The organism is Kribbella sp. NBC_01510 (assembly GCF_045040325.1).
In the GTDB taxonomy this organism is placed as follows: domain Bacteria; phylum Actinomycetota; class Actinomycetes; order Propionibacteriales; family Kribbellaceae; genus Kribbella.
Genome location: NZ_CP109418.1, coordinates 1,493,680 through 1,516,200, shown reverse-complemented (window position 1 = coordinate 1,516,200; position 22,521 = coordinate 1,493,680). Strand labels below are relative to the sequence as shown.

The 22,521-nt window shown below is 69.6% G+C and carries 19 protein-coding genes; 6 read left to right on the top strand and 13 right to left on the bottom strand.

Annotated features, from left to right (window positions below):
• Positions 1 to 22 precede the first annotated feature (22 nt).
• Positions 23 to 655 carry a hypothetical protein gene (locus OG558_RS07485; RefSeq protein WP_405069549.1) on the top strand — a complete coding sequence of 211 codons (633 nt, stop codon included), beginning with the start codon at positions 23 to 25 and terminating at the stop codon, positions 653 to 655.
• Here OG558_RS07485 and OG558_RS07480 read toward each other — a convergent pair.
• The 4 genes from OG558_RS07480 to OG558_RS07465 form a co-directional block, all read right to left on the bottom strand.
• Positions 626 to 2,140: a DHA2 family efflux MFS transporter permease subunit gene (locus tag OG558_RS07480; protein WP_405069548.1), complete on the bottom strand. Its 1,515-nt coding sequence runs from the start codon at positions 2,138 to 2,140 to the stop codon at positions 626 to 628. The two genes, OG558_RS07485 and OG558_RS07480, sit on opposite strands and share 30 nt — an antisense overlap.
• Entirely contained in the window at positions 2,116 to 2,688 is a 573-nt protein-coding gene (locus tag OG558_RS07475; RefSeq protein ID WP_405069547.1) for a PadR family transcriptional regulator, read from the bottom strand. The genes OG558_RS07480 and OG558_RS07475 overlap by 25 nt, the downstream gene beginning before the upstream one ends.
• Before the next feature lie 120 nt (positions 2,689 to 2,808).
• Positions 2,809 to 3,864 (bottom strand): DNA integrity scanning diadenylate cyclase DisA, encoded by a 1,056-nt coding sequence (gene disA / locus OG558_RS07470; RefSeq protein WP_328526919.1) that lies wholly within the window; start codon positions 3,862 to 3,864, stop codon positions 2,809 to 2,811.
• A 219-nt stretch (positions 3,865 to 4,083) separates the two neighbouring features.
• Entirely contained in the window at positions 4,084 to 5,022 is a 939-nt protein-coding gene (locus tag OG558_RS07465; RefSeq protein WP_405069546.1) for a beta-ketoacyl-ACP synthase III, read from the bottom strand.
• A 250-nt stretch (positions 5,023 to 5,272) separates the two neighbouring features.
• Here OG558_RS07465 and OG558_RS07460 point away from each other — a divergent pair, with 250 nt between their 5' ends.
• Positions 5,273 to 7,471 (top strand): FUSC family protein, encoded by a 2,199-nt coding sequence (locus OG558_RS07460; protein WP_405069545.1) that lies wholly within the window; start codon positions 5,273 to 5,275, stop codon positions 7,469 to 7,471.
• A 47-nt stretch (positions 7,472 to 7,518) separates the two neighbouring features.
• On the opposite strand, the gene radA is transcribed toward OG558_RS07460, so the two are convergent.
• The 7 genes from radA to OG558_RS07425 all read right to left on the bottom strand — a co-directional run bounded on the left by radA (position 7,519) and on the right by OG558_RS07425 (position 15,868).
• The gene (gene radA, locus OG558_RS07455) at positions 7,519 to 8,922 is read right to left on the bottom strand and encodes a DNA repair protein RadA (RefSeq protein WP_329482422.1); all 1,404 of its coding nucleotides are present in this window, start codon (positions 8,920 to 8,922) and stop codon (positions 7,519 to 7,521) included.
• Between the two features lie 36 nt (positions 8,923 to 8,958).
• Complete coding sequence (locus OG558_RS07450) at positions 8,959 to 10,275, bottom strand: hypothetical protein (RefSeq protein ID WP_405069544.1); 1,317 nt, start codon at positions 10,273 to 10,275, stop codon at positions 8,959 to 8,961.
• Complete coding sequence (locus tag OG558_RS07445) at positions 10,272 to 12,044, bottom strand: ABC transporter permease subunit (RefSeq protein ID WP_405069543.1); 1,773 nt, start codon at positions 12,042 to 12,044, stop codon at positions 10,272 to 10,274. The genes OG558_RS07450 and OG558_RS07445 overlap by 4 nt, the downstream gene beginning before the upstream one ends.
• On the bottom strand, positions 12,044 to 13,291 hold the full coding sequence (locus OG558_RS07440) for an ABC transporter substrate-binding protein (protein WP_405069542.1): 1,248 nt from the start codon (positions 13,289 to 13,291) through the stop codon (positions 12,044 to 12,046). Before OG558_RS07440 ends, OG558_RS07445 begins: the two co-directional genes overlap by 1 nt.
• Positions 13,281 to 13,832 carry a hypothetical protein gene (locus OG558_RS07435; protein WP_405069541.1) on the bottom strand — a complete coding sequence of 184 codons (552 nt, stop codon included), beginning with the start codon at positions 13,830 to 13,832 and terminating at the stop codon, positions 13,281 to 13,283. Before OG558_RS07435 ends, OG558_RS07440 begins: the two co-directional genes overlap by 11 nt.
• 103 nt (positions 13,833 to 13,935) lie before the next feature.
• Positions 13,936 to 14,631, bottom strand: a complete 696-nt coding sequence (locus OG558_RS07430) for a class I SAM-dependent methyltransferase (RefSeq protein WP_405069540.1) — start codon at positions 14,629 to 14,631, stop codon at positions 13,936 to 13,938.
• Positions 14,632 to 14,635: 4 nt separating this feature from the next.
• Positions 14,636 to 15,868: an MFS transporter gene (locus tag OG558_RS07425; RefSeq protein ID WP_405069539.1), complete on the bottom strand. Its 1,233-nt coding sequence runs from the start codon at positions 15,866 to 15,868 to the stop codon at positions 14,636 to 14,638.
• Positions 15,869 to 16,027: 159 nt separating this feature from the next.
• Here OG558_RS07425 and OG558_RS07420 point away from each other — a divergent pair, with 159 nt between their 5' ends.
• Together OG558_RS07420 and OG558_RS07415 are read left to right on the top strand one after the other, a co-directional pair.
• The gene (locus OG558_RS07420; RefSeq protein WP_405069538.1) at positions 16,028 to 17,452 is read left to right on the top strand and encodes a beta-N-acetylhexosaminidase; all 1,425 of its coding nucleotides are present in this window, start codon (positions 16,028 to 16,030) and stop codon (positions 17,450 to 17,452) included.
• Positions 17,453 to 17,607: 155 nt separating this feature from the next.
• Entirely contained in the window at positions 17,608 to 18,999 is a 1,392-nt protein-coding gene (locus tag OG558_RS07415; protein WP_405069536.1) for a WS/DGAT/MGAT family O-acyltransferase, read from the top strand.
• A gap of 2 nt (positions 19,000 to 19,001) precedes the next feature.
• On the opposite strand, the gene OG558_RS07410 is transcribed toward OG558_RS07415, so the two are convergent.
• Positions 19,002 to 19,634, bottom strand: coding sequence for a VOC family protein (locus tag OG558_RS07410; RefSeq protein WP_405069535.1), 633 nt, complete (start codon positions 19,632 to 19,634; stop codon positions 19,002 to 19,004).
• Between the two features lie 174 nt (positions 19,635 to 19,808).
• Here OG558_RS07410 and OG558_RS07405 point away from each other — a divergent pair, with 174 nt between their 5' ends.
• Positions 19,809 to 20,762: an NAD-dependent epimerase/dehydratase family protein gene (locus tag OG558_RS07405; protein ID WP_405069534.1), complete on the top strand. Its 954-nt coding sequence runs from the start codon at positions 19,809 to 19,811 to the stop codon at positions 20,760 to 20,762.
• Here OG558_RS07405 and OG558_RS07400 read toward each other — a convergent pair.
• Positions 20,755 to 21,495: a hypothetical protein gene (locus tag OG558_RS07400; RefSeq protein WP_405069533.1), complete on the bottom strand. Its 741-nt coding sequence runs from the start codon at positions 21,493 to 21,495 to the stop codon at positions 20,755 to 20,757. The two genes, OG558_RS07405 and OG558_RS07400, sit on opposite strands and share 8 nt — an antisense overlap.
• 87 nt (positions 21,496 to 21,582) lie before the next feature.
• Here OG558_RS07400 and OG558_RS07395 point away from each other — a divergent pair, with 87 nt between their 5' ends.
• Entirely contained in the window at positions 21,583 to 22,515 is a 933-nt protein-coding gene (locus OG558_RS07395; RefSeq protein WP_329482410.1) for a Ppx/GppA phosphatase family protein, read from the top strand.
• Positions 22,516 to 22,521: the final 6 nt, after the last annotated feature.

Here is a 22,521-nt window from a genome sequence, read left to right as displayed (position 1 = left end):
GAGCCGATATTAGGGTGCGAACATGAGCAGCCTGCTCCGTCCGGTCGGGCATCTGCCCGCCAGCGTGTACTGGTTCCGCCGGGGACTGGTGCTCGCCGTACTGGTGCTGCTGTTCCTTCTCATCGTCCGATTGTTCGGTGGCGGCGGTGACAGCCGGCAGAACACGGCCGCCTCGGACCCGAGCAGTAGCGCCCCACCTGCCGCGCCGACCACCACTCCGACGGTTACGGCGACGCCTACCAGAACCACCACGCCGCCACCTCCACGGGACACGAAGTGTTCCGGGTCCGATGTACGCGTCGAGGTGCTGCCGGCCAACCGGAAGATCGCGTCCGGGTCCGCGCTGAACTTCGTGGTCCGGCTCGACGCGGTGTCGGACGGCTGCAAGGCGACGATCGATCCCGGCGCGCTGACCGTGACGGTGATGTCCGGCACGGACCTGATCTGGACGACAACCCATTGTGGACAAGCGATTCCGCGCGCCACGCTAGTTGTTGCCAAGGGCAAGCAGGCGACGAGTACGGTGCCCTGGAACGGGCACCGGTCCGGCCCCGGCTGCCTTCCCGGGCAGCCGGTGGCCAAACCTGGCACCTATGTGGTGAAGGCCGACTTCGACGACCGCTCGTCAGCCGTGCAGGCTTTCCAGGTCGTCTGACGGCTTGGCCTGCGTGCGAATCGGCTTGGCGAACAGCAGTGCGGCGACCAGACCGATCAGCAGCACCGAGGCCGGGAGGATCAGCGCCTGCGCCATCGAGTCACTGAAGCCCTGCTGCAGTGGCCCCGGCAGCCTCCCGCTGAAGGCGCCTTCACCCGCCGCTGCACCAGCCGATGCCACCGGCAGGTTGCGCGCCAGCAGCGACTCCATCAGTACGGCGATGCCGGCGCTGCCGAGCACCGCGCCGATCTGCCGCGTCGTGTTGTAGACGCCCGCCCCGGCGCCCGCCTGACTCAGCGGCAGGTTGCGGGTCGCCGTACTGCCGATCGGAGCCCACATGAAGCCGTTCGCCACGCCAAGCAACGCGATCGGCAGCAGCAGCTCCCAGATCGGTACGTCGGGCTCGATCACCTGGCTGAGCCAGAACAGGGCGATCGAGCAGCACGCGAGTCCGAAGCCGGCCAGGTAGCGCGGATGCGCCCGGTCGGTGAGCCGGCCGACGAACGGCGACAGCAGGCCGGTGATGACGGCCATCGGGACCAGCAGCAACGCCGACTTGGTCGGGCTCAGTCCGCGCACGGCCTGCGCGTACAGAAACAGTGGGAACGTCATCGCGGTGATCGCGAAGCCGACCGTGGTGATCGCGACGTTGGCCAGCGAGAAGTTGCGATCCTTGAACAGGCCCAGCGGCAGCAGTGGTTCGCCGCGGTTGCGGGACTGCCAGACCACGAAGATCGCCAGCACCACCAGACCGGTGATGATCAGCGACCAGACCGAGATCGGTCCCTTGATCGTGCCCCAGTTGTACTTCTGTCCTTCCTGGATGCCGAACACCAAGCAGAACAAACCGATCGAGCTCAGCACCACCCCCGGGATGTCGAACTTGTGCTCATTCGTCGGCAGGTCGGGCACCAGTCGCATCGCCAGGACGAATCCGACCACGCCGACCGGCACGTTGATGAAGAAGATCCACTGCCAGCCCAGCCCGTCCACCAGCACGCCGCCGAGGATCGGGCCGACCAGCGTCGCCACGCCGGCGGTCGCGCCCCACAGGCTCATCGCCCGGCCGCGCTGGTCCGGCGGGAAGATCCGGGTGATCACGGCCATCGTCTGCGGTGTCATCATCGCGGCGCCGAGACCCTGGAAGACCCGGGCCAGGATCAGCATGCCGATCGAGGTGGTGAACCCGCACCAGAGCGATGCCAGGGTGAACAGGGCCAGACCGGTCAGATAGACCTTCTTCGGACCGACCCGGTCACCGAGTCGTCCGGTCACCAGCAGGGGTACGGCGTACGCGAGCAGGTAGGCGCTGGTCACCCAGATGACACTGCCGACATCGGTGTGCAGGTCTTCCAGGATCGCGGGCGTCGCGACCGACACGATGGTCGAGTCCACCAGGATCATGAAGAAGCCGATGACGAGGGCCCACAGCGCGGGCCACGGCCGCACCTCCGGAGGCCTCACGTGTTCTTGCGGGGTTGCCATGGCAAGTCCTTGCTCTCGATACGTTCGATGGTGGTGGCGAGCCAGTCCCGTTCGGCGGCGATCTGGTTGCGGATGTAGGCGCCGCCGATCCAGTACGGCTCGTGCACGCCGTCATCGCGGGCCCGGCCGAGCGACTCGTCCAGATCCTTGAGCCAGTCGTCCAGGTCCGCGACCCGGCGGCGGAACCGCAGCAGCGCATCCTCGGCGTCGAGGTTGTGCGCCTCGCTGAGCACCACCGGGAACAACGGGTATTCGTAGACGTACTTCTCGATCCCACTCTCCACCCGGCGCCGCAGCGCTTCGGCACCGGCCGGGGTGATCTCGTAGGTCGTGCGTTCGGGGCGGTTGCCGGCCCGTTCGGTGCCGGTCGCGCGGACGTACTGCTGGCCGGCCAGTCGCTCGACCGTGTGGTAGAGCGAGCCGGGCCGGACCTTCACGATCCGGTCGTTCTGGCGGCTGACCAGCAGTTGGTACATCTCGTAGGCGTGCATCGGGTTCTCGTGCAGCAGCGCCAGGACCGAAATCGCCAACGGCGTGAGCTCGGCCATCATCCTCCACCTGGATTGTTCCACACGAAATGATCCATCCGGAGTATTACTCTCCGACGGCCGGACGCGCAAGACCCCCGGCGGGTGGCCGGGGGTCTGGGGTGATCGGGGGAGCCGGGGTCAGACGTACCGCTCGAGGATGCTCGACTCGGCCAGCCGGGAGAGCCCCTCGCGGACGGTGCGGGCCCGGTTCTCGCCGACGCCCTCGACCGTCTGCAGGTCGTCGATGCTTGCCGCGAGCAACTTCTGCAGGTGGCCGAAGTGGTCGATCAGCCGGTCGATCACCGCACCCGGCAGGCGCGGCACCTTGGCCAGCAGCCGGTAGCCGCGCGGTGTGACCGCGGCGTCGAGCTGCTCGGCGCCGCCGAGCTGCAGGGCCCGGGCGACCTGGCCGATGTCGAGCAGGTCGGTCGGGCTGACCGCGTCCAGCTCGAGCAGGACGTCGTCCGCCGTCTTGGGCTTGCGACCGGTGGCCGGTGGCAGGTAGTCGCGGACGACCAGTTCGCGTTCACCGGCGACCCCGGCGACGAGCTCGTTGAGCTGCAGGGTGAGCAACCGGCCGTCGGTGCCGAGCTCGACGACGTACCCGTCGATCTCGGTGGCGATCCGCCGGACCATCTCCAGCCGCTGCGCGACCGCGGCCACGTCGCGAACCGTGACCAGGTCCTCGATCTCCAGCGCGGACAGCGTGGCGGACACCTCGTCGAGGCGGAGCTTGTACCGCTCGAGCGTCGCGAGGGCCTGGTTGGCGCGGGACAGGATCGCGCCGGAGTCCTCGAGGACGTAGCGCTGGTCGTCGACGTACAGCGCGATGATGTGCATCGACTGCGACACCGAGATGACCGGGAACCCGGTCTGCCGCGCGACCCGGTCGGCGGTGCGGTGCCGGGTGCCGGTCTCCTCGGTGTGGATCGACGGGTCCGGCATCAGGTGTACGGCGGCGCGGAGCAGCCGGCTCACGTCGCGGTCGAGGATGATCGCGCCGTCCATCTTGCTCAGCTCACGCAGTCCGGTCGCGGAGAACTCGACCTCGATCTCGAAGCCGCCGGTCGAGATCGAGTCGACGGTCTTGTCGTGGCCCAGGACGAGCAGGGCGCCGGTACGCCCGCGCAGGATCCGTTCCAGGCCTTCGCGCAGTTCGGTCCCGGGTGCCACCGCCGCGAGGGTCGCGCGCATCCGGGCGCCGGTGCTGTTCTTGTCGGAATTCGGAGCCACGGAACCTGAGTCTATGCGGTTACGCGGACGCGATGGAGCCGAAGTCCCCGGTGGGCGTCCGCTCGCGGGGTGCGCTGCCGGTCGCGGTTGCCCGTGCGCGTGCAGCCGCTCGTGCATCCGGACCGTGCAGTTGTGGTTTGCCGCGTGAATCAAGCCCTCGCGGCGACGGCGCCTGTGGCGTCAGGGGCAGCGGATGACCTGACCGGCATACGAGAGACCGCCGCCGAACCCGAACAACAGCACCGGCGCGCCGGACGGGATCTCGCGCTTCTCGACCAGTTTCGACAGCGCGATCGGGATGCTCGCGGCCGACGTGTTGCCGGACTCGACCACATCCTTGGCGACCACCGCGTTGACCGCGCCGAGCCGCTTGGCCAGTGGCTCGATGATGCGCAGGTTGGCCTGGTGCAGAACCACGCCGCCGAGTTCCTCGGGCTTCAGGCCGGCCTTCTCGCACACCTGCTGCGCGATCTCCGGCAGTTGCGTGGTGGCCCAGCGGAAGACGCTGAGTCCTTCCTGCTGGAACGGGCCGTCGCGGCCCTCGATCCGGACCGCGTCCGACATCTCCGGCACCGAGCCCCACACCACCGGACCGACCTCGGGCTCCTCACTCGCGACCACCACGGCCGCGCCGGCGCCGTCGCCGATCAGCACGCAGGTGGTGCGGTCGGTCCAGTCCGTCCAGTCGCTCAGCTTCTCCACGCCGATGACCAGGGCCTTCGAAGCGGCGCCGGCCCGGATCGCCTGATCGGCGGTCGCCAGCGCGTAGGTGAAGCCCGAGCATGCGGTGTTCAGATCGATCGCGGCCGGGTTGCCGAGGCCGAGCCGCGCGGCGACCCGGGCGGCGATGTTCGGTGACCGGTCGATCGCCGTACAGGTCGCGACGACGACGTAGTCGATCTCGGAGCTGTCGATCCCGGCATTGGCGACGGCCTTGTCGGCGGCCCGCCACGCCATCTCGTCGACCGATTCGTCCGGTGCCGCGATGCGGCGCTCCCGGATCCCGACCCGGCTCTGGATCCACTCGTCGTTGGTCTCGACCATGGTGGCGAGCTCGGCGTTGGTGAGCACCCGCTCGGGTTGGTAGTGGCCGAGCGCGACAACTCTGGATCCGCTCATCTCGTGCTCCTGCAGTCATCCGGCGGGGGGTGCCGGCGGGTTCCCGGGTTCGCCACTGAACCCGGCGGGGCGCCCCCAGAGTACGTTCCCCATCGACCCTCTGTAGATCCCCGTCTCACCCCACACCCGCAGTTCGGTGTGATCTCTGCGCAGGCATTGCAGCGTAAGGTAGTTCGGGGGATGGGCAGACCTACGCCCGTTCCGTCGGCCACCGAGAACCGCACCTTCGGTAGGGACGGAGCCGGATGACATGACGGCGGACGTCCGGGGGTCGACAGCCGCCACCGTCGGGCGCATCAGGCGGCTCGACGACGGCGGCCGGGCCGCGGTACGCCGGGCCGTTCAGGTGACCGTCGCCGCCTGTCTGGGGTTCTACCCCTTGCAGTACGTCGTCGGAGACCCGACGACGGCGGTGTACGCCCTCTTCACGGCGGTCGCACTCGGGGGGCTGTCGGACGTGCAGGGCGCGCCGTCGACGCGGACATGGACCTACCTCGCCGCAGTCGCCATCGGCGCCGTGCTCATCACTGCGGGAACCCTGGCGGCGGTGAGTACCGCGGTCGCCGCCGCGGGGATGCTCGTCGTCGGGTTCACCGTGGCCTACGCGGGAGTGGGCGGCCCTCGGGTCGCCGGGGTGGCCAACGGGTTGCAGCTGTTCTATGTGCTGCCGTGCTTCCCGCCGTTCGCTCCGGACACCCTCGACCAGCGGCTCGTCGGCCTGCTGGTGGGCGGTCTGTTGCTCACACTCGCCGACCGGCTGGTCTGGCCCGCAGCCGCTCCACGACCACACGGTGAGCGGCTGCTCGAAGCGGCGGACGCCGTTGCCGCGTACGCGATGGCGCTGCGACCGGTGCTTCAGAGCCCGGCGGCGGCCATCGGCCCGGAGCTCGCCGCCCGCCGCGCTGCACTCGACGCCGTAGCCCGGTTGCGGCTGTCGGACATCCCGCCGGCGCAACGGCCCCTCGGCCCGGGCATCCGCGACCGTGCGCTGCTCGCCGCCAGCGCCGCGACCCGGGTGGCCGCGGGCCGCCTGGCCGACCTCGCCGACCTGCTGACCGACTCGCAGCGCACCAGGCATCCCGGTACCGCCGATCTCGTCGCCGCGTCCGGCGACGCCTTCGCCGCCCTCGCCGCGGCGCTGCGAGCCGGCAGCCCGAGCCCGATCGCCACCACCGGCGTCGACGGCGCGCTGGAGAGGTACGTCGCCGAGCGGGGCCGGCGCCTTGCCAATCAGGCGGGGACCCCGGCGAACCTCCGGGCCGGGCTCGCGGGGATGGCGGTAGCCGAGAGCGCCCGTACTGCGGTGCTCGCCGGAGGCGGCTTCCTGAGGGCGCCGGCACCCGATCCCGCCACGACGCCGCAGCAACTGTGGTTCCTGCACGCCCGGCCCGCGGAGCTGGTGTGGCAACGCGTCCGCGCGAATCTCACACCGCGCTCGGTGTATCTGCAGAACGCGGTGCGCCTCGCCGTCGGCCTGGCCGCCGCCCGGGTCGTCGCCGGCGTGCTGGACCTCTCGCACGGCTTCTGGGTCCTGCTGGCGACCCTGAGTCTGATGCGCACGTCGGCGGTGGCGGACCGAGCCGTCTTTCTGCGCGGCTTCGTCGGAACGGTCGGCGGTGCGCTTGTCGCGGCCGGCCTGCTCGCCCTCGTCGGTCCCGATGTCGACGTGTTGGCCTGGGCGTTGCCGCTGGTGATGATGGTGGGGTTCGTGGCGGGCCCCCTGTTCGGTGTCGCGGCCGGCCAGGCCTGCTTCACCGTCGTCGTTGCGTTGCTGTTCGCGCAGGTCGCGCCGGCGAACTGGCGGTTGGCCGAAGTCAGGCTCGCTGACGTCGTCGTCGGCGGCCTCGTCGGCGCGCTCATCGGTGCGGCGGTGTGGCCTCGTGGAGGCGGCGGGGAGGTCCGGCGGGCGGCCGCGGCCGGCCTGCACGCGGGTGCGCGCGTCATCCGGGACACCGTCATGCGGCTGACCGGTGGTGTCTCCTCGGGGACCCCGCCCGACCTCAACCGACTGGCGGCGTTCTTCGATCAGGCGTACGTGCAGTTCCGCACCGAGCCGTCCGGCGACCCCGGCCCGGACTGGCTGATCGTGCTGTCGGTCGTGCACCGGCTCGCCGACTACTCGTCCGTGCTGCAGGCCCGTCACGCCGGCGGGCCGTATCCGCCGATGGACGCCGCAGGAGCCCTGGAGGGCGCGGCGGGTGAGGTCAGCGCCGACTACGCGACCGCGGCCGCCGCCATCGCCGTAGGCGACCCCCCTCCCGCCCGCGCAGGCGCTGCCCTGAGCCGACGGCTCGACGACTCCGGCACCCCGACACTGTCCGGGGCGCAGGACGCGACGCTGCGGATCGTCGACGGCTGGAGCTGGCTGCACGCGCTGGCCGACGACCTCGACCGGCTCGAGCGGGCGCTCGGCCCTGCGTCCGTCACAGCACCCCAGGCCCGGCGGTGAACGTCACGACCATCGACCCGGGTGGCCGGGAGGGTGGGGTGACGAGATCAGGCGAGGCCGGCGGCCATCAGGGCCGAGGGGAGGTCGGGGGCGGCGAAGACGCGCAGACCGTACTTGGCCTGCATGTCCATCGGCTTCAGGTCCTTGCCGCGGTTGGGGACGTCGGCGGGCACGATCGCCTTGGTGAAGCCCAGCCGGGCGGCTTCGGCCAGGCGCTTCTCGAGGCCGCCGACCCGGCGGACCTCACCGGCCAGGCCGACCTCGCCGATCGCGATCAGGCCGGGATGGATCGGACGGTCCATCACTGACGACGCGACCGCGATCGCGACAGCCAGGTCCGCGACCGGCTCGGTGATCTTCACGCCGCCGACGGTGGCGACGTACACCTCTTGATCGGTCAGCTTGAGGCCGGCCCGATTGCCGAGTACGGCGAGGACCATCGCGACCCGGGACGACTCCAGCCCCGACGTGGTCCGGCGCGGCTGGGGAGCGGCCGACGGCCCGACCAGCGCCTGGACCTCGGCGAGCAGCGGCCGGCGGCCCTCCATCATCACCGTCACGCACGTGCCGGCGACCGGCTCGGCGTGCTCGGAGACGAACAGCCCGGTCGGGTCCGACACCTCTACGATCCCGGTGTCGACCATGTCGAAGCACCCGACCTCGTCCGACGGCCCGAATCGGTTCTTGGTCGCTCGCACCATCCGGAACCCGGAGTGCCGGTCGCCGTCGAACGCGAGCACGACGTCGACCAGGTGCTCGAGCATCCGCGGCCCCGCGATCGCGCCGTCCTTGGTCACGTGCCCGACCAGTACGACGGCGATGTGCCGCTCCTTGGCCAGCCGCACCAGCGCGCCGGTGACCTCGCGGACCTGCGTCACCCCACCGGGCGCGCCGTCGACCTCCGGATGTGCCATGGTCTGCACCGAGTCGATCACCAGGAACGACGGGTCCACGGCGTCGACCTGCCCGACCACCGCGCCGAGGTCGGTCTCGGCCGCGAGATACAGCTCGTCGACGAGTGCGTCGGTCCGCCCGGCGCGCAGCCGCACCTGCGCGGCCGACTCCTCACCCGAGACGTAGAGCGTGCGTTGACCGCGCCGGGCTGACTGCGCCGCGACCTCGAGCAACAGCGTCGACTTCCCGACGCCGGGCTCACCCGCGAGCAGGATCACCGCCCCTGGTACGACGCCGCCGCCGAGGACCCGGTCGAGCTCGGCGATGCCGGTCGGACGGGACTCGGCCTCGATCGCGGACACCTTGGCGATCGGCATCGCGGGCGACGACACCGGACCAGCGGTGATCCGGGCGGCCTTGGGCGCTCCGACCTCGGCGACCGTGCCCCACGCCTGGCATTCACCGCACCGCCCGATCCAGCGCGCCGTCGTCCAGCCACACTCCGAACATGCGAACGACGTTGCCTTGCTCTTGGTCTGCCCCGCCGTCTTCGCCATGCCCAACAACCTAAGCGAAACCGCCGACAAATCCCGTCAACGGGCGAAGTGGTTGCGGATGCGCTCGAGGCTGCGGGTGAGCCGGCTGACGGCGACGCGGTGGCCGGCGTCTTCGGCGATCACCGGCGGGGAGGCGATCTCCCGTGCGGCTTCGAGGTATCTCGCCAGGATCTCGCTCTCCGACGTCCGCAACAGCGCACTCTGCTCGAGCAACTCACGCGCGGAGCGCAGCCGGCCGGCCGCAACCTCCGCCGAGCCCAGGTGCTGAAGACAACGCGCGCGGCCTTCGCGTTCGTCGACCTCGGCGTAGAGGTGTTCGGCGTGCTGCCACCAGCGCTTCGCCTCGTGCGGACTGCGCTGCATCCACGCCGCCACGCCAGTGAGCTCGAGGGCATGCGCCTGACCGCTGATGTCGCCCGCCGCCGTCGCGCGGGCCACGGCCGGCCGAAGCTGATCCAGCGCGCCCTCCGGGTCCTGCTGATACAGCTGCACGATCGCGCGGTTGATGTAGATCGCGACCTCGGCGGCAAGGTCGGGACCCGGGCGGCTCAGCCGCGCGTCGTCCAACCGGTCCCGGGCATTCAGTACGGCCTCGTCGCGGTCGTTGCCCGCTGGCGCCAATTCGGCTCGGGCCAAGTGGAGGAGTGCCCGCTCGACCTGTCTGCGAGTCGTCAGAGCGGCCGCGGTCCGAGTATGCGTCGCCACATTGTCCGAGACGCCCAGCCGAGTGCTCGCTGCTTCCAGATCGCCCATCAGCCGGTACGCCGTTGCAGCGCGGGCGGCGGCGAGTTCCGCCAGGTCGCGGCGTCCACATGCGTCCGCGACAGCGCTCAGGAACTCACTCAACTCCAGCAATGCACCCGGCTCCGAGCGGCGGAGGTACCAGACCTCGAGCGCGTCGCAGATCCGGGCCAGGTCATCGGCCGTCTCGTCGCGCGGCTTCTCCGTGAGCAGTACCTCGCGCAGTTGCGGTTCGTTCATCGAGTACCACTCGGCCGCGGCCATCCCACCGGCATCGGACCCGAGTGCGATCATCCACTGCTCGGCCTCTTCGGCCGCCGCATGAAGCTCGGGCGCGGCGATCGGCGCGTGAACGCCGTACCGCCGGCGTCGATAGGCCTGGAGTGCGGCCGGCGCGTTGTAGATCGCCCAGATCAGCAAGAGGATGACGGCCACGGCGACGCCGACGATGCGCACCCAGCCGGTCGCACTGAAGCTCTGCGACCACCCGTCGGTCAGGAGCCCGGTCAGCAGGCCGGATGCGAGTCCACTGATCCCGAAGACACGTCCGCGTCGCCCCGTGCGCGGCGGCTTCTCCTCAGGAGAAGGCCCGCCATCCTCGTCAGCGCTCATGGCCTGCTCCCAGCGGTCAGCCCGCGCACCACGGTCTGCCAGAACGACAACATCAGCACAGCCGGCACGACAGACGCGACCACAGCTGCAGCGGCCACGGTTCCACTCGACGCCGAGAACTGCCGCGCCTCACCCCACAACACCAGCGACAACGGCGTCGTACCAGGGCCACTGATCAGGAAGCCGACGATGAAGTCGTTCCACACCAGTGCAAACTCCAGCACCGCGACAGCGACCAGTGCGGGTCGATACGTCCGCTGCACAGTCGCGAGTACGGCGCTCTGCCGCGCAGGACCCTGCAGTGCCTCAGACACCAACGCCGGTGGAGCCGATGCGAAAGCAGACCGCAGCAACAGCACAGCGAACGGCAGACCCGCGGCCGCATGCACAAGCGCCAGTGCGATCCGCGATCCCGCCAACCCGCCACCACCGATCGCATCCCGGAGCGGAGCGGCATACATCTGCACAGGAGTCACTGCCAGCACTACAAACGCAGACGTCACCACGCGGCCCAGCCACTGCGGCAAGCCGCCCCATGCGACCAGATAAGCCGTCGGTACGGCGATCACCAGCAGGACAACCGTGGCTGCACCGGCGATGAGCACTGTGGACAGCAGAGCCCGGAACAGCCCGATATTCGCAGCCGCCGCGAACGATGAGAACCCCAGTCCCGAAAGGGACCACCAACCTCGCAGCCCGGCCTCCCGCGGTGAGTGCAGCGCAGTTGCGACGAGCACCACCGCGGGGAAGATCCACACCAGGCTCACTGCGAACCCGACCGACCACCCGATCCGTCGTACCCGCTTGCTCGGCTTCGGTCGACCCAGCGACGGGTCAGGCGGCACGACCGTGACGGGCATGGCCCACCGACGCCGCCGCAGTCCACGGACGCCGATCACGCCGACCGCGGCCACGATGGCGAACAGCACCACACCGAGGGCCGCCGTACGTCCGGAGTCGTCGCCAGTCGTGGTCGCACGCCACCAGTTCAGACCGAGCACATCCGCGGACCGCTGCATCGAACCCGGTACGACGATCAGCACCAGGTCGAACACCCGGACTGCCGCGATCACCAGGGTCAGCGTGACCACACCGGTGATCGGCCGCAGCATCGGGATCTCCAGCGCCCGTAGCCGCCGCCACCCGGTCACTCCTTCGGCAGCGACGGTCCGGGTCACGTCGTCGGGGATCGCGTCCAGACCGGCGCGGAACAGCGACACGACGTACCCGAGCCAGGTCCAGCCGAAGGCGGACACCAGCACGAGCCAGAACAGACCGGGGCCCAGCCACACCGGACTCGACCCGAACAGTCGCGTCCAGACCGCTGTGATGGTCCCACGCTCCGGCGTCGGGTCGAAGATCAGCCGGAACGTCGCACCGGACACCAGCACCGACACCGCGAACGGGATCACCAGTGCAGGCTGCAGGAACGACGTCAGTGCGGGCAGCCGATAACTCAACAGGGCAAGGAAGAAACCGACCGCGACGAGTCCGAAGGCGACCAGCACCCAGAGCAGACTGTTGCCCACGGCACGCAATGCGCCGGGGTCGCCCATCACCGCGAAGTTGCCGAAACCGAGGCCGCCCGGCGTCCGGAACGCCGCGACCACCGTCACCCCGATCGGTATCAGCAGCAGACAGCTCAGCAGGAGCGCCGGCAAGCCCAGCAGGTACGGTCCGGCCGGCCGGCGCGGCTTTCCCGGTACCGGCCGGCCGCTCACCTCCCGGCCGACGACCTCGAGCGACAGGCCGTTCGTCTGCAGGCCCATCAGCCCTCCGCCTCCCGCAGTTCGCTCATCGCCGCGTCGACAGCCTCGGGTACGACGGCAGCCCCGCGGCCACCGATCTGAGTCAGGAAGTCGGTGAGGACACGCCACAGTCCGTTGATGTCACCGAGCCGTCCGAGCAGGTCGGACAGGTCGAACTGCAATTGCTCGCCCGGACGGGTCAGCTGTTCGGCCAGCCGGGTGAGCTCGGGGGAGTAGCCCGACACCTGTCCGTCGACCAGGAACCCGCCCTCCTTGATCCACGGGTCCGTGGCGGTTGGAGCGGCCAGCCGCCGGACCAGATCGCGCGCGTCCTCGGTGGTCGGCTTCGGCAGCACCATGACGTCCCCACCGACGACCACGGGCGCAGCCGCGCCGGGTTCCAGGGGTGGGAAGGTGAAGACACCGATGTCGTCCGGGTCTGCGGCAAACGACCGTACGACCGGCTCGGCGAAGTCGGATGCGAGCATCATGGCTGCTCTGCGGTGTCCGAACACCTCCACAACCGCATCTGGGAACTGCTGCACGAGCGAGCGCTTCACTCCACCGGCCAGCGCACCAGGAGCCGACCACATCGTCCCCAGCAACCGCAGTGCAGCGGCGAACTGCGGCTGCCGGGACGGACGTGGATCAGCAGCCGTCGCGAGTCCTGCATAGACAGCCGGCGCTATGCCCAGCAGCACGTTCTCCAAGAAGTCGGTCAGCACCCAGCCATCACCAGCAGCCAAGGACAACGGCGTGACCCCGGCCTGCGTCAAGGTCCGGTTGAGGTCCAGCCAGTCCGCCCACAGTCGCGGAGGTTGTACGCCGACCTGCTGGAACACCGACGGCCGATACCAGACCGCCGACTTGTGCGCTGTCTTGAAGGGCACGCCGTACGTCGTTCCGTCGTGCACCAACTGCTCTTTCCACAAGCGGGCCCGGCCGAGGTCGGCGAGGTCGTCGGGGATCGGCTCGAGGTCGTGGAGATGACGGGGGACCAGACCGGGTTGCGGCAGCATCACGATGTCCGGCCGGCGTGTGGACCGGGCGCCGAACGCCGTGGAGATGTCGTCGCCGAGCGGTACGACCTCCACGGGATAGTCCAGCCGGCCGAGACCGTCGAGCACCTTGTGGAAGGCACGTAGCTCCTGACCGCTCCAGCTCACGGCGACCCGCACGCTACGGCGCAGTCCGAGCACATCGCTCGAACAGCCCGCGACCACTAGCGTCGCGGCGGCTCCCAGGAACGCTCGGCGACTACTCCGCATCGAGGAAACCCGCCGTACGCGCTGAACTGGTTGTGATGAGCAGGATCGCCGCGGACGAGAGGTCCGGGTTGTGTTCGATGCGCAGTAGGGATCCCCAGGTTGGTAGGCCGTTCGCGTCCTCCAGCAGGATCACCCGCGGGTACGCGCCGAGTGCTCGGGCCACACCGGCCAGCCGGCGACGGCCTGGGGTGATCTCGTGCGGGTAGCGGTCGAGCACGTCCGCGAGTCCGCACCGGCCGGCTTTGACCAGACTCTGTTCCTTCGCGGCCTGCTTGGTGACCGGATGCGCGACAGTGTGCCCGTGGATCACGTTGTCGAGGACAGTCAGGTGCGGAAGCAGGCCACCCTCGGCGGGCACCAGCCGGACCGCGCCGCCGATCTTCACCACCGCGCCGTCCGGCGGATCCTCGGCACCGGTCACTAGGTCGGCCAGCCGACGGCGGTCCATCGCGGCGGGCATCACCACGGCTCGCTGCTGACCTACGTCGATCCGAAGTCGATCCGGCAACCCCGGCACGCGGTCGAGCAGCAGTCCGTCCATCCCTGGCTGGAGCCTCCCCAGAAGACCCGTCGAGTGGTTCGTCAACCCTATGGGCCCCGGAGGTCCGCCCGCAGCCGGTCCCGGGTGTCGTTTCAGAAGACGTTCAGAAGGTCTTGCTCCAGAGGTTGATCGCGTAGTCGACCTCGACGCCGGAGTGGGACGCGACGATGCGATCCGCGTCGGCCGGCTTGAACTCGATCCGGATCACCGCCTCGAGGTCCTCCCGCCGCTCGAACCGCCAGCCCATGTCCAGCGGTGTCCGCGTCCACCCGCGCTCGGTGAAGAACTTCTCCACGGCCGCAGGCTTGATCATCGGGTACGCCGCACCGAACCAGCCACCGAACGTCGATCGGCTCGCGTCGTTGTCGATCACGAACGCGGTCCCGCCCCGCCGCATCACCCGGTCCAGTTCTGCAAGTCCGGGCTCGCACCCCGGCCCGAAGAAGTACGCCCAGCGCGCGTGCATCACGTCGATCGAGGAGTCCGGCACGGGCAACCGCTGCGCCGTGCCCGGTCGCACCTCGACGTTCGGCAATCCGCGCGTACGACGCCTGGCCGCATCGGCCAGCGCACCATGCGGCTCGACCCCGATGACCCGGGCCGCGGTCTCCGCGAACCGCGGCAGGTGGAAGCCGGTCCCGCAGCCGATGTCGAGCACCGTCAGTCCGGCCCAGTCCCGGATCGCCCGCATGGCCGGCTCGATCACGCCGTCCGGATCCACCGCCCGGTTCTCGACCTCGTACACCTTCGGGTGCTCCCAGATGTTGGGACTCGGGATCCCGCCCTCCGCAATGCTCACAGCGCTAGACCTTAGTTGCCGCCGGCAGCGGCCTGCTCGTGGCGGCGGCGAGGAGGGCGATGGGGATAAGCAACAGGCCGCAGAGGATGGCGAGCCAGTGGAAGCCGAAGTGGGCGAGGATCGGGCCGGCGGCGATGCCGGCGATGGAGGCGAGTGCGCCCATCATCAGGTCGGACAGGCCTTGGGCCGAGGTGCGGATGTCTGCTGGAACCGAGCGGGAGAGCAGTGTGGAACCCGCGACCAGGCAGGCCGACCAACCGAGCCCTAGAAGGGCCAGGGCGGCAGCGGTCAGGCCATGTGCGCCGTCGGGAGCCAGTGCGGCCACCGTCATGGCCATGGCGAGGATTGCCAGGCCGATGCCGATAGTGGGGATCCGGCCGAGGCGGTCCGCCAGCCAGCCCATGACTGGGGACAGCGCGTACATGCCGGCCACGTGGCCGCTGATGACGAAGCCGACGATCATCAGCGAGGCTCCGTGGTGCCTTAGATGGACGGACGTCATCGACATGACCCCGACCATGACCGCGTGCGCGACTGCGATCGAGAGCAGTCCGAGGCGGGCATGAGGGATCGCCATCACACGCCGGAAGGTGGGCGCCAGCGGCTGCCGCTCCAGTTTGTGTTGGGGTGTGGATTGGTGCAGCCGACGCAGTCCGAACCACACCGTGGTCAGACTGAGCCCGAAGGCGACCACGGAGAAGGCATACGGGCCGGCGAGCGCCATGATCCCGATCGACGTGCCCACCGAGCCGCCGACACCGGTCAGGTTGGGTCCGACGACCACACCGATCGTGGTGGCCCAGACGACCAGCGACAGCGACCGGGCGACGCGTGTCGGGTCGGCTGAGTCGGTAGCGGCGTACCGGGACTGCAGGTTGGACGCTGAACCGCTGCCGAACAGGCAGCCGGCGACCAGGAGCAGTGCGAGCGAGTCCACCTGTGCGGCGACGATGCTGAGCACCGCACCGATCGTGGCGAGCAGATAACCGACTGTCAACGACACCCGCCGGCCACGCGACCGCGCGAGCCGAGCCAAGGGTACGGCGAGGATCGCGGCGCCCAGTGTGGTCGACGTGGCGACCAGTCCGGCCATCGACGTCGAGCCGGAGATGTTCTCGGCCAGCAACCCGGCGACCGCGAACCCGCTCGCCACCGCGACGCCACCGAGCACATTGCTCGCCACCAGCACCCGCAAGGTCGTCCGCTGCAGCTCGGCGGGTCTCTGGTCGACGGTCACGGGCTCACCTTCTCATCAACCTGACCGGGAAGCAGCTCGATTTGGTGTGTTCGGCGATGCTCTGAGTAGCCGGGCTGCACGCATTTCCGAACGTGGACGTGCGTCGATCCGCGCTTATAGGATTGTCCTGACGTAATTCGACCCTGCTTTGGAGTCCGGATGCCTGACATCGCGATCGTCCCTGCCCCGCGTGAACTCACCGTCGAGGAGGGCCAGTGGATCAGCGCGGATCCCGGCGCCGAGGCGATCCGGGACGTGGTCGAGAACCTCGATGAGACCGAGTACCGCATCGACGTGACCGCGGACGGTGCCCGGCTGTCGGCCGGCTCCGAGGACGCGCTCCGGCACGCGGAATCGACGTACGCGCAGTTGCTGGATGCTGCCGAGCCGGCCGAGGACGGCAAGGTCGCGGTGCCCGCGGTGCGGATCGCGGACGCGCCGAGGTTCGCCTGGCGCGGAATGATGCTCGACGTCGCCCGGCACTTCATGCCGAAGGACTTCGTGCTCAAGGTCATCGACGTGCTCGCCCTGCACCGGCTGAACACGCTGCACTTCCACCTCACCGACGACCAGGGCTGGCGGGTCGAGATCGAGGCCTACCCGCGGCTCACCGAGATCGGTGCCTGGCGCGACGAGACCATGGTCGGCAAGATGTCGCGCGGCCAGAAGGACTTCGAGTACGACGGCAAGCGGCACGGCGGCTTCTACACCAAGGACGACCTGCGCGAGATCGTCGCGTACGCCGCCGAGCGCGGGATCACCGTGGTCCCGGAGATCGACCTGCCGGGTCACATGCAGGCCGCGATCACGGCGTACCCCGAGCTCGGCAACAACCCGGACACCCAGCTGAGCGTCCGTCAGTACTGGGGTATCAGCGAAGACGTGCTGAACGTGAACGACGAGACCGTCGAGTTCGTCCGGACCGTGTTGCGCGAGGTGCTGGAGATCTTCCCCAGCCCCTACATCCACCTCGGCGGTGACGAGTGCCCGTCGGTGCAGTGGCGCGACTCGGAGGTGGCCCAGAAGCGGCAGGCCGAGCTCGGGCTGACCGAGCCGGGGCAGCTGCAGGGCTGGTTCACCGAGCAGGTCGCGTCGGTGCTGGCCGAGGAGGGCCGCCGGCTGGTCGGCTGGGACGAGATGGTCGAGACCGACTGCCCGAAGGATGCCGTGATCATGGCCTGGCGCAGCGCCCACCGCGGCGAGGTCGCGGTGAAGGCCGGTCACCAGACCGTGATGGCGCCGTGCGAGTCGGTGTACTTCGACTACTACCAGGGCGACCCGGCCACCGAGCCGCTGGCGATCGGCAACTTCATCCCGCTGGAGAAGGTCTACGACTTCGAGGTGATCCCGCCGTCGCTCACCAAGGAGGAGGCGGCGCTGATCGTCGGCACCCAGTGCCAGATCTGGACCGAGTACATGCCGGACGAGCAGCAGGTCGGCTACATGCTGCTGCCGCGCCTGTCCGCCTTCGCCGAGCGTGCCTGGGGTTCGCCCAGGACGTCGTACGACGAGTTCCTCACCCGCCTGCGCCCCCACCTGACCCGCATCGAGAAGATCGGCGTCAACTACCGCCCCCTCGACTAATCCCCACCCCACCCTCCCTCTTATCGACTTTGGGCACCGGCCAACCATTTTCAGCGCGCGAAAGTGGTTGAGGGGTGCTCAAGGTCGGGGGGTAGACGGGCCGGGGTACGGCGGCGACGATGGGGTGCCGGGACCAGGTCGGGAGCGGAGGGGTCATGACCGCGGTGGGGCCGCTGGACGCGATGTTCTTGCTGGGGGAGACGCGCGAGCAACCGATGCATGTCGGTGGGCTGATGCTGTTCGAGTTGCCGGAAGGCGCTGGGCGGGATCATGTGATTCCGGAGGGGTCGCGGGACTACGTGTCGGGGCTGTACCACGACATGGTCGCGGCGCCGGCGGTCCACCCGCTGTTCGCCCGGCGGATGCGGCACCGGCCGTTCGACCTCGGCTACTGGTCGTGGGAGCAGGACGACGACATCGAACTCGACTACCACGTGCGGCTGTCGGCCCTGCCGCGCCCGGGGCGGGTCCGGGAGCTGTTCGAGCTCACCAGCCGGCTGCACGGCACGCTGCTCGACCGGCACCGCCCGCTGTGGGAGATGCACCTGATCGAGGGTGTGGAGGGCCGCCGGTTCGCGCTGTACAGCAAGATCCACCACTCGCTGATCGACGGCGTGACAGCGCTCCGCTGGATGCAGGACACCCTGACCTCGGACCCGGCGCGGACCGGGATGCCGGCGACCTTCGCCCTGCCGGTGTCAGCGGCCGAGCCGGCGGAGAGCACTGATGGGTTGCTGACGACGGTCGGCCGCATTCCGGGGAATGCGGGCAGAGTGCTGGCCGACGTCGCCGGCCTCACACCCCTCGGGGTGAAGAGCTTGGTGCGTTCGTCGGTACCGCTGCGGGCGCCGCGGACGATCCTCAACCAGTCGATCACCGGGTCGCGGCGGTTCGCGGCGCAGTCCTGGCCGGTCGACCGGTTGGAGAAGGTGCGGGCGATCACCGGCGCGACGCTGAACGACGTGCTGCTGGCGATGTGTTCAGGGGCCCTGCGCAACTATCTGCTCGAGCTGAACGCCCTTCCGGACCGGGCGTTGACGGCCATGGTCCCGGTGTCGCTGCGCGATACGCCCGACGCCCCCGGTGGCGGCAACTCGCTGAGCACGCTGATCGCCGACCTCGCCACCGACGAGCGGGATCCGGAGCGCCGGATCCGCCGGATCATGGCGTCGACCACGTATGCCAAGGGCGTGTTGTCCGAGCTCAGTCCGTTGCAGCGGCTGCTGCTCGGAGCCCTCGGCTTCGGTGTCGCCGGCCCCGCCGCGGTCCTCCCCGGAGTCGCCGGCCGGACGAGGCCGCCGTACAACGTGGTGATCTCCAACGTGCCGGGCCCGAGCGAGAGTCCGCTGTACTGGAACGGGTCGCGGCTGCTCGGGATGTATCCGGCGAGCATCGTGCTCAACGGTCAGGCGCTGAATATCAGCGTCACCAGCTACGACCACCAGCTCCACTTCGGGCTGGTCGGCTGCCGCCGTACGGTGCCACACCTGCAGCGGCTGCTGACCCACCTCGAGACGTCGCTCTCCGACCTCGAGAGCCTCCACTAGGACTACAGCCGGACGATCCCGTTCGGGGTGTCGAAGACGGCGGCGTTGAGGCCGGGCTGGCCGTTCGGGCCGACCCAGGCGACGTCGAGGTCGTCGAGCAGGTGGTCGGCGGGGTGGCCGATCCAGTCGGTGACGCGGGCCGGGTCGCCGGCGATCTCGAGTGCGGTCAGCTTGACGCCCTTGCCGCCGGTCGACGGGTGCTCGCTCAGGTCGTCCCAGTGGATGAAGAACGGCAGCTGCGGGTCGGCGATCAGCCCGTTCACGCCGATCTGCCGCCAGGTCAGGTTCACCCCGTCGGGCCGGTGCCGGTTGCCGGGCACCGCCGGCCGGCCGAGGCGCTTCTCCATCCGCTCCATGTCGCGGACCGCCACCACCCAGCCGAGCCAGCCGCCGCCGAGCTCCTTGCGGGCGCGGACCGCCTGACCGAACGGTGCCTTGTCGGAGGCCGGGTGGTCGAGGACGTCGACCACCTCGATGTAGCGATCGTTCTCCAGCGGGAGGATGTGGTTCACCGTGCCGAAGCGCGGGTGCACACCGCCGTCGACGAACTCCGCTCCGAGCAGCGCGGACAACCGCTCGACAGTCGCGCGGCACCCATCCGGTCCGCACGCGTACGACAGATGATCCAGACGCATGCCAGTCATTGTGTCCTCACCCACCGACAGTCGCCGCATCCGGGGTGTCGCTTGCGTGCATTTTCGACAGGAGGTGTCCGTGTCCGCCGGGGCAACCCACGCTCGGACGAGCGCCATATGCCTGCTCAGTGGGGGTATACGTCCTGTCGAGCTGCACGCCGCTAGGCTCGGCGCATGCGTACGGTCGTTATCGGAGGCACCGGCCATATCGGCACCTACCTGGTCCCGGCGCTGGTGCGTCTCGGGCATGAGGTCACGGTGCTCAGTCGCGGCGAGCACTCGCCGTACCAGCCCGACAGGGCTTGGCGGAAAGTCGAGCAGATCCAGGTCGACCGGCAGGCCGAGGATACCGCCGGGACGTTCGGGCAGCGGGTCGCCGAGCTGCGGCCGGACGTGGTGATCGACCTGATCTGCTTCACCGAGGACAGTGCGCGTCAGCTCGTCGAGGCAGTGGAAGGAAAGATCCAGCACCTGCTGCACTGCGGCACGATCTGGGTGCACGGCCCGAGCATGACCGTGCCGACCCGGGAGGACGCACCACGCAAACCCTTCGGCGACTACGGCGTACAGAAGGCGGCGATCGAGGCCTACCTGCTCGGCAAGGCTCGCCGCGACGGGCTGCCGGCCACGATCGTCCACCCCGGTCACATCTGCGGTCCCGGTTGGACGCCGGTCAACCCGGCCGGCAACTTCGACCTCGGCGTGTTCGAGAAGCTTGCCCACGGCCATGACGTGCTGCTGCCGAACCTCGGTCTGGAGACGCTCAATCCGGTCCACGCCGCCGACGTCGCGGGCGTCTTCCTGGCCGCGATCGCGAGCCGCTCGATCGCGATCGGCGAGAGCTTCCACGCGGTCGCCGATGCCGCGGTGACACTGCGTGGGTATGCGCACGCCGTTGCCGACTGGTTCGGTCAGGAGGCGCAGCTCGGACTCCTGCCGTACGGCGAGTGGCGGGAGAAGGTGCCGGAACGAGACGCGGCCGCCACCTGGGATCACATCGAGCACAGCCCGAACTGCTCGATGGAGAAGGCGGCGCGGCTCCTCGGCTTCCGGCCGCGCTACACCGCGCTCGAAGCCACCCTCGAAGCGATCGGCTGGCTCGTCGACAACGGGGAGATCGCTACTTAGAGGCTGGGTGCGGCAGCAGCGGCCGGGCCGTTTCCAGGTGCTGACGGCACAGTTCCGCGAGTACGTCGTACGCCTTGTGGCCCATCAGGGTCTGGAGCTCGACCTTGCTGGACTCGAAGACGGCCTCGACGCCGACGTGCGCCTCGGTGTTGCCGGTGCAGTACCAGTCCAGGTCGTGACCGCCCGGCCCCCAGCCGCGCCGGTCGTACTCACCGATGCCGACCTCGGTGTACGTCGTACCGTCCGGGCGCTCGACCTCGCGGAAGGTCCGGCGGATCGGCAGCTGCCAGCAGACGTCCGGCTTGGTCTCGACGAAGTGCACGCCGCGCTTGAGCGCCAGCCCGTGCAGGGCGCAACCGGCGCCGCCGGGGAAGCCCGGACGGTTCAGGAAGATGCAGGCACCCTCCCAGACCCGGGTCTTGCGGTCGCCCTCGTCGTCGGTCTCGACCCAGCCGTTCTTCCGGCCCTCCTTGCGGAACTGCCAGTCGTCCTTGGTCAGCTCCTTGGCGTAGGCCTTGACCCGCTTCTCGTCGTCGGAGTCGGAGAAGTGTGCGCCGAGGGTGCAGCAGCCGTCGTTCGGTCTGCCCTTGTAGATGCCCTTGCAACCACCGCCGAAGATGCAGGTCCAGTTGGACGCCAGCCAGGTCAGGTCGCAACGGAAGACCTGGTCGGGATCGTCGGGATCGGTGAACTCGACCCACGCGCGGGGAAAATCGAGAGAAACCTCAGGCACCTGGAAAGCGTACGCGCCAAACCCGCACAACTGTGAACGACGACTCCGGAACACGCTGGTACTCCGATAGTCCAGTAGCGTGAGGGTATGCGGCTCGGCGTACTCGACGTGGGATCCAACACCGTCCACCTGCTCGTGGTGGACGCACACCGCGGTGCCGCGCCGCTTCCGGCGTACTCGCACAAGACGGAACTGCGGCTGGCCGAACACCTCGACAAGGACGGCAAGATCGCGCAGTCGGGGTCCGACGGGTTGGTCGCATTCGTCAAGGAATCGGTCGAGCTGGCCGAGGACAAGGGCTGCGAGTCGGTGCTTTCCTTCGCCACCTCGGCGCTGCGAGAGGCGCCGAACGGCGAGAAGGTGCTGGACCGGGTCCGCACCGAGACCGGGGTCGACCTGCAGGTGCTGAGCGGCGAGGACGAGGCCCGCCTGACCTTCCTGGCGGTACGGCGCTGGTTCGGCTGGTCCTCGGGCCGCCTGGCGGTGTTCGACATCGGTGGCGGTTCGCTGGAGATCGCGGCCGGGTCCGACGAGGAGGCGACGATCGCCGTCTCGGTCCCGCTCGGCGCCGGCCGGCTGAACCGGGAGGGCCTGACCGCCGACCCGCCGGACAAGAACGAGGTCCGGGCGCTGCGGAAGCGGATCCGGATCGAGATGGCCGCCGTCGCCGGCCCCGTACTGCGGGCCGGCAAGCCGCAGCGTTCGGTCGCCACCAGCAAGACGTTCCGCTCGCTGGCCCGGATCTGTGGCGCGGCGCCGTCGGACGACGGACCGTACGTGCCTCGTGTCCTGGACAGGGACGACCTGACCGAGTGGATGCCGAAGCTGACCAAGATGTCCGCCGCCGAGCGGGCCGACCTGCCCGGGGTCTCGGCCGGACGGTCGTCGCAGCTGCTCGCCGGTGCGATGGTCGCGGACGCGGTGATGGACCTGTTCGACCTGCCCGCGCTCGAGGTCTGTCCCTGGGCACTGCGCGAAGGCGTCATCTTGTCCCGGCTCGACCAGCTGCAACCCCGATAGGCTCCC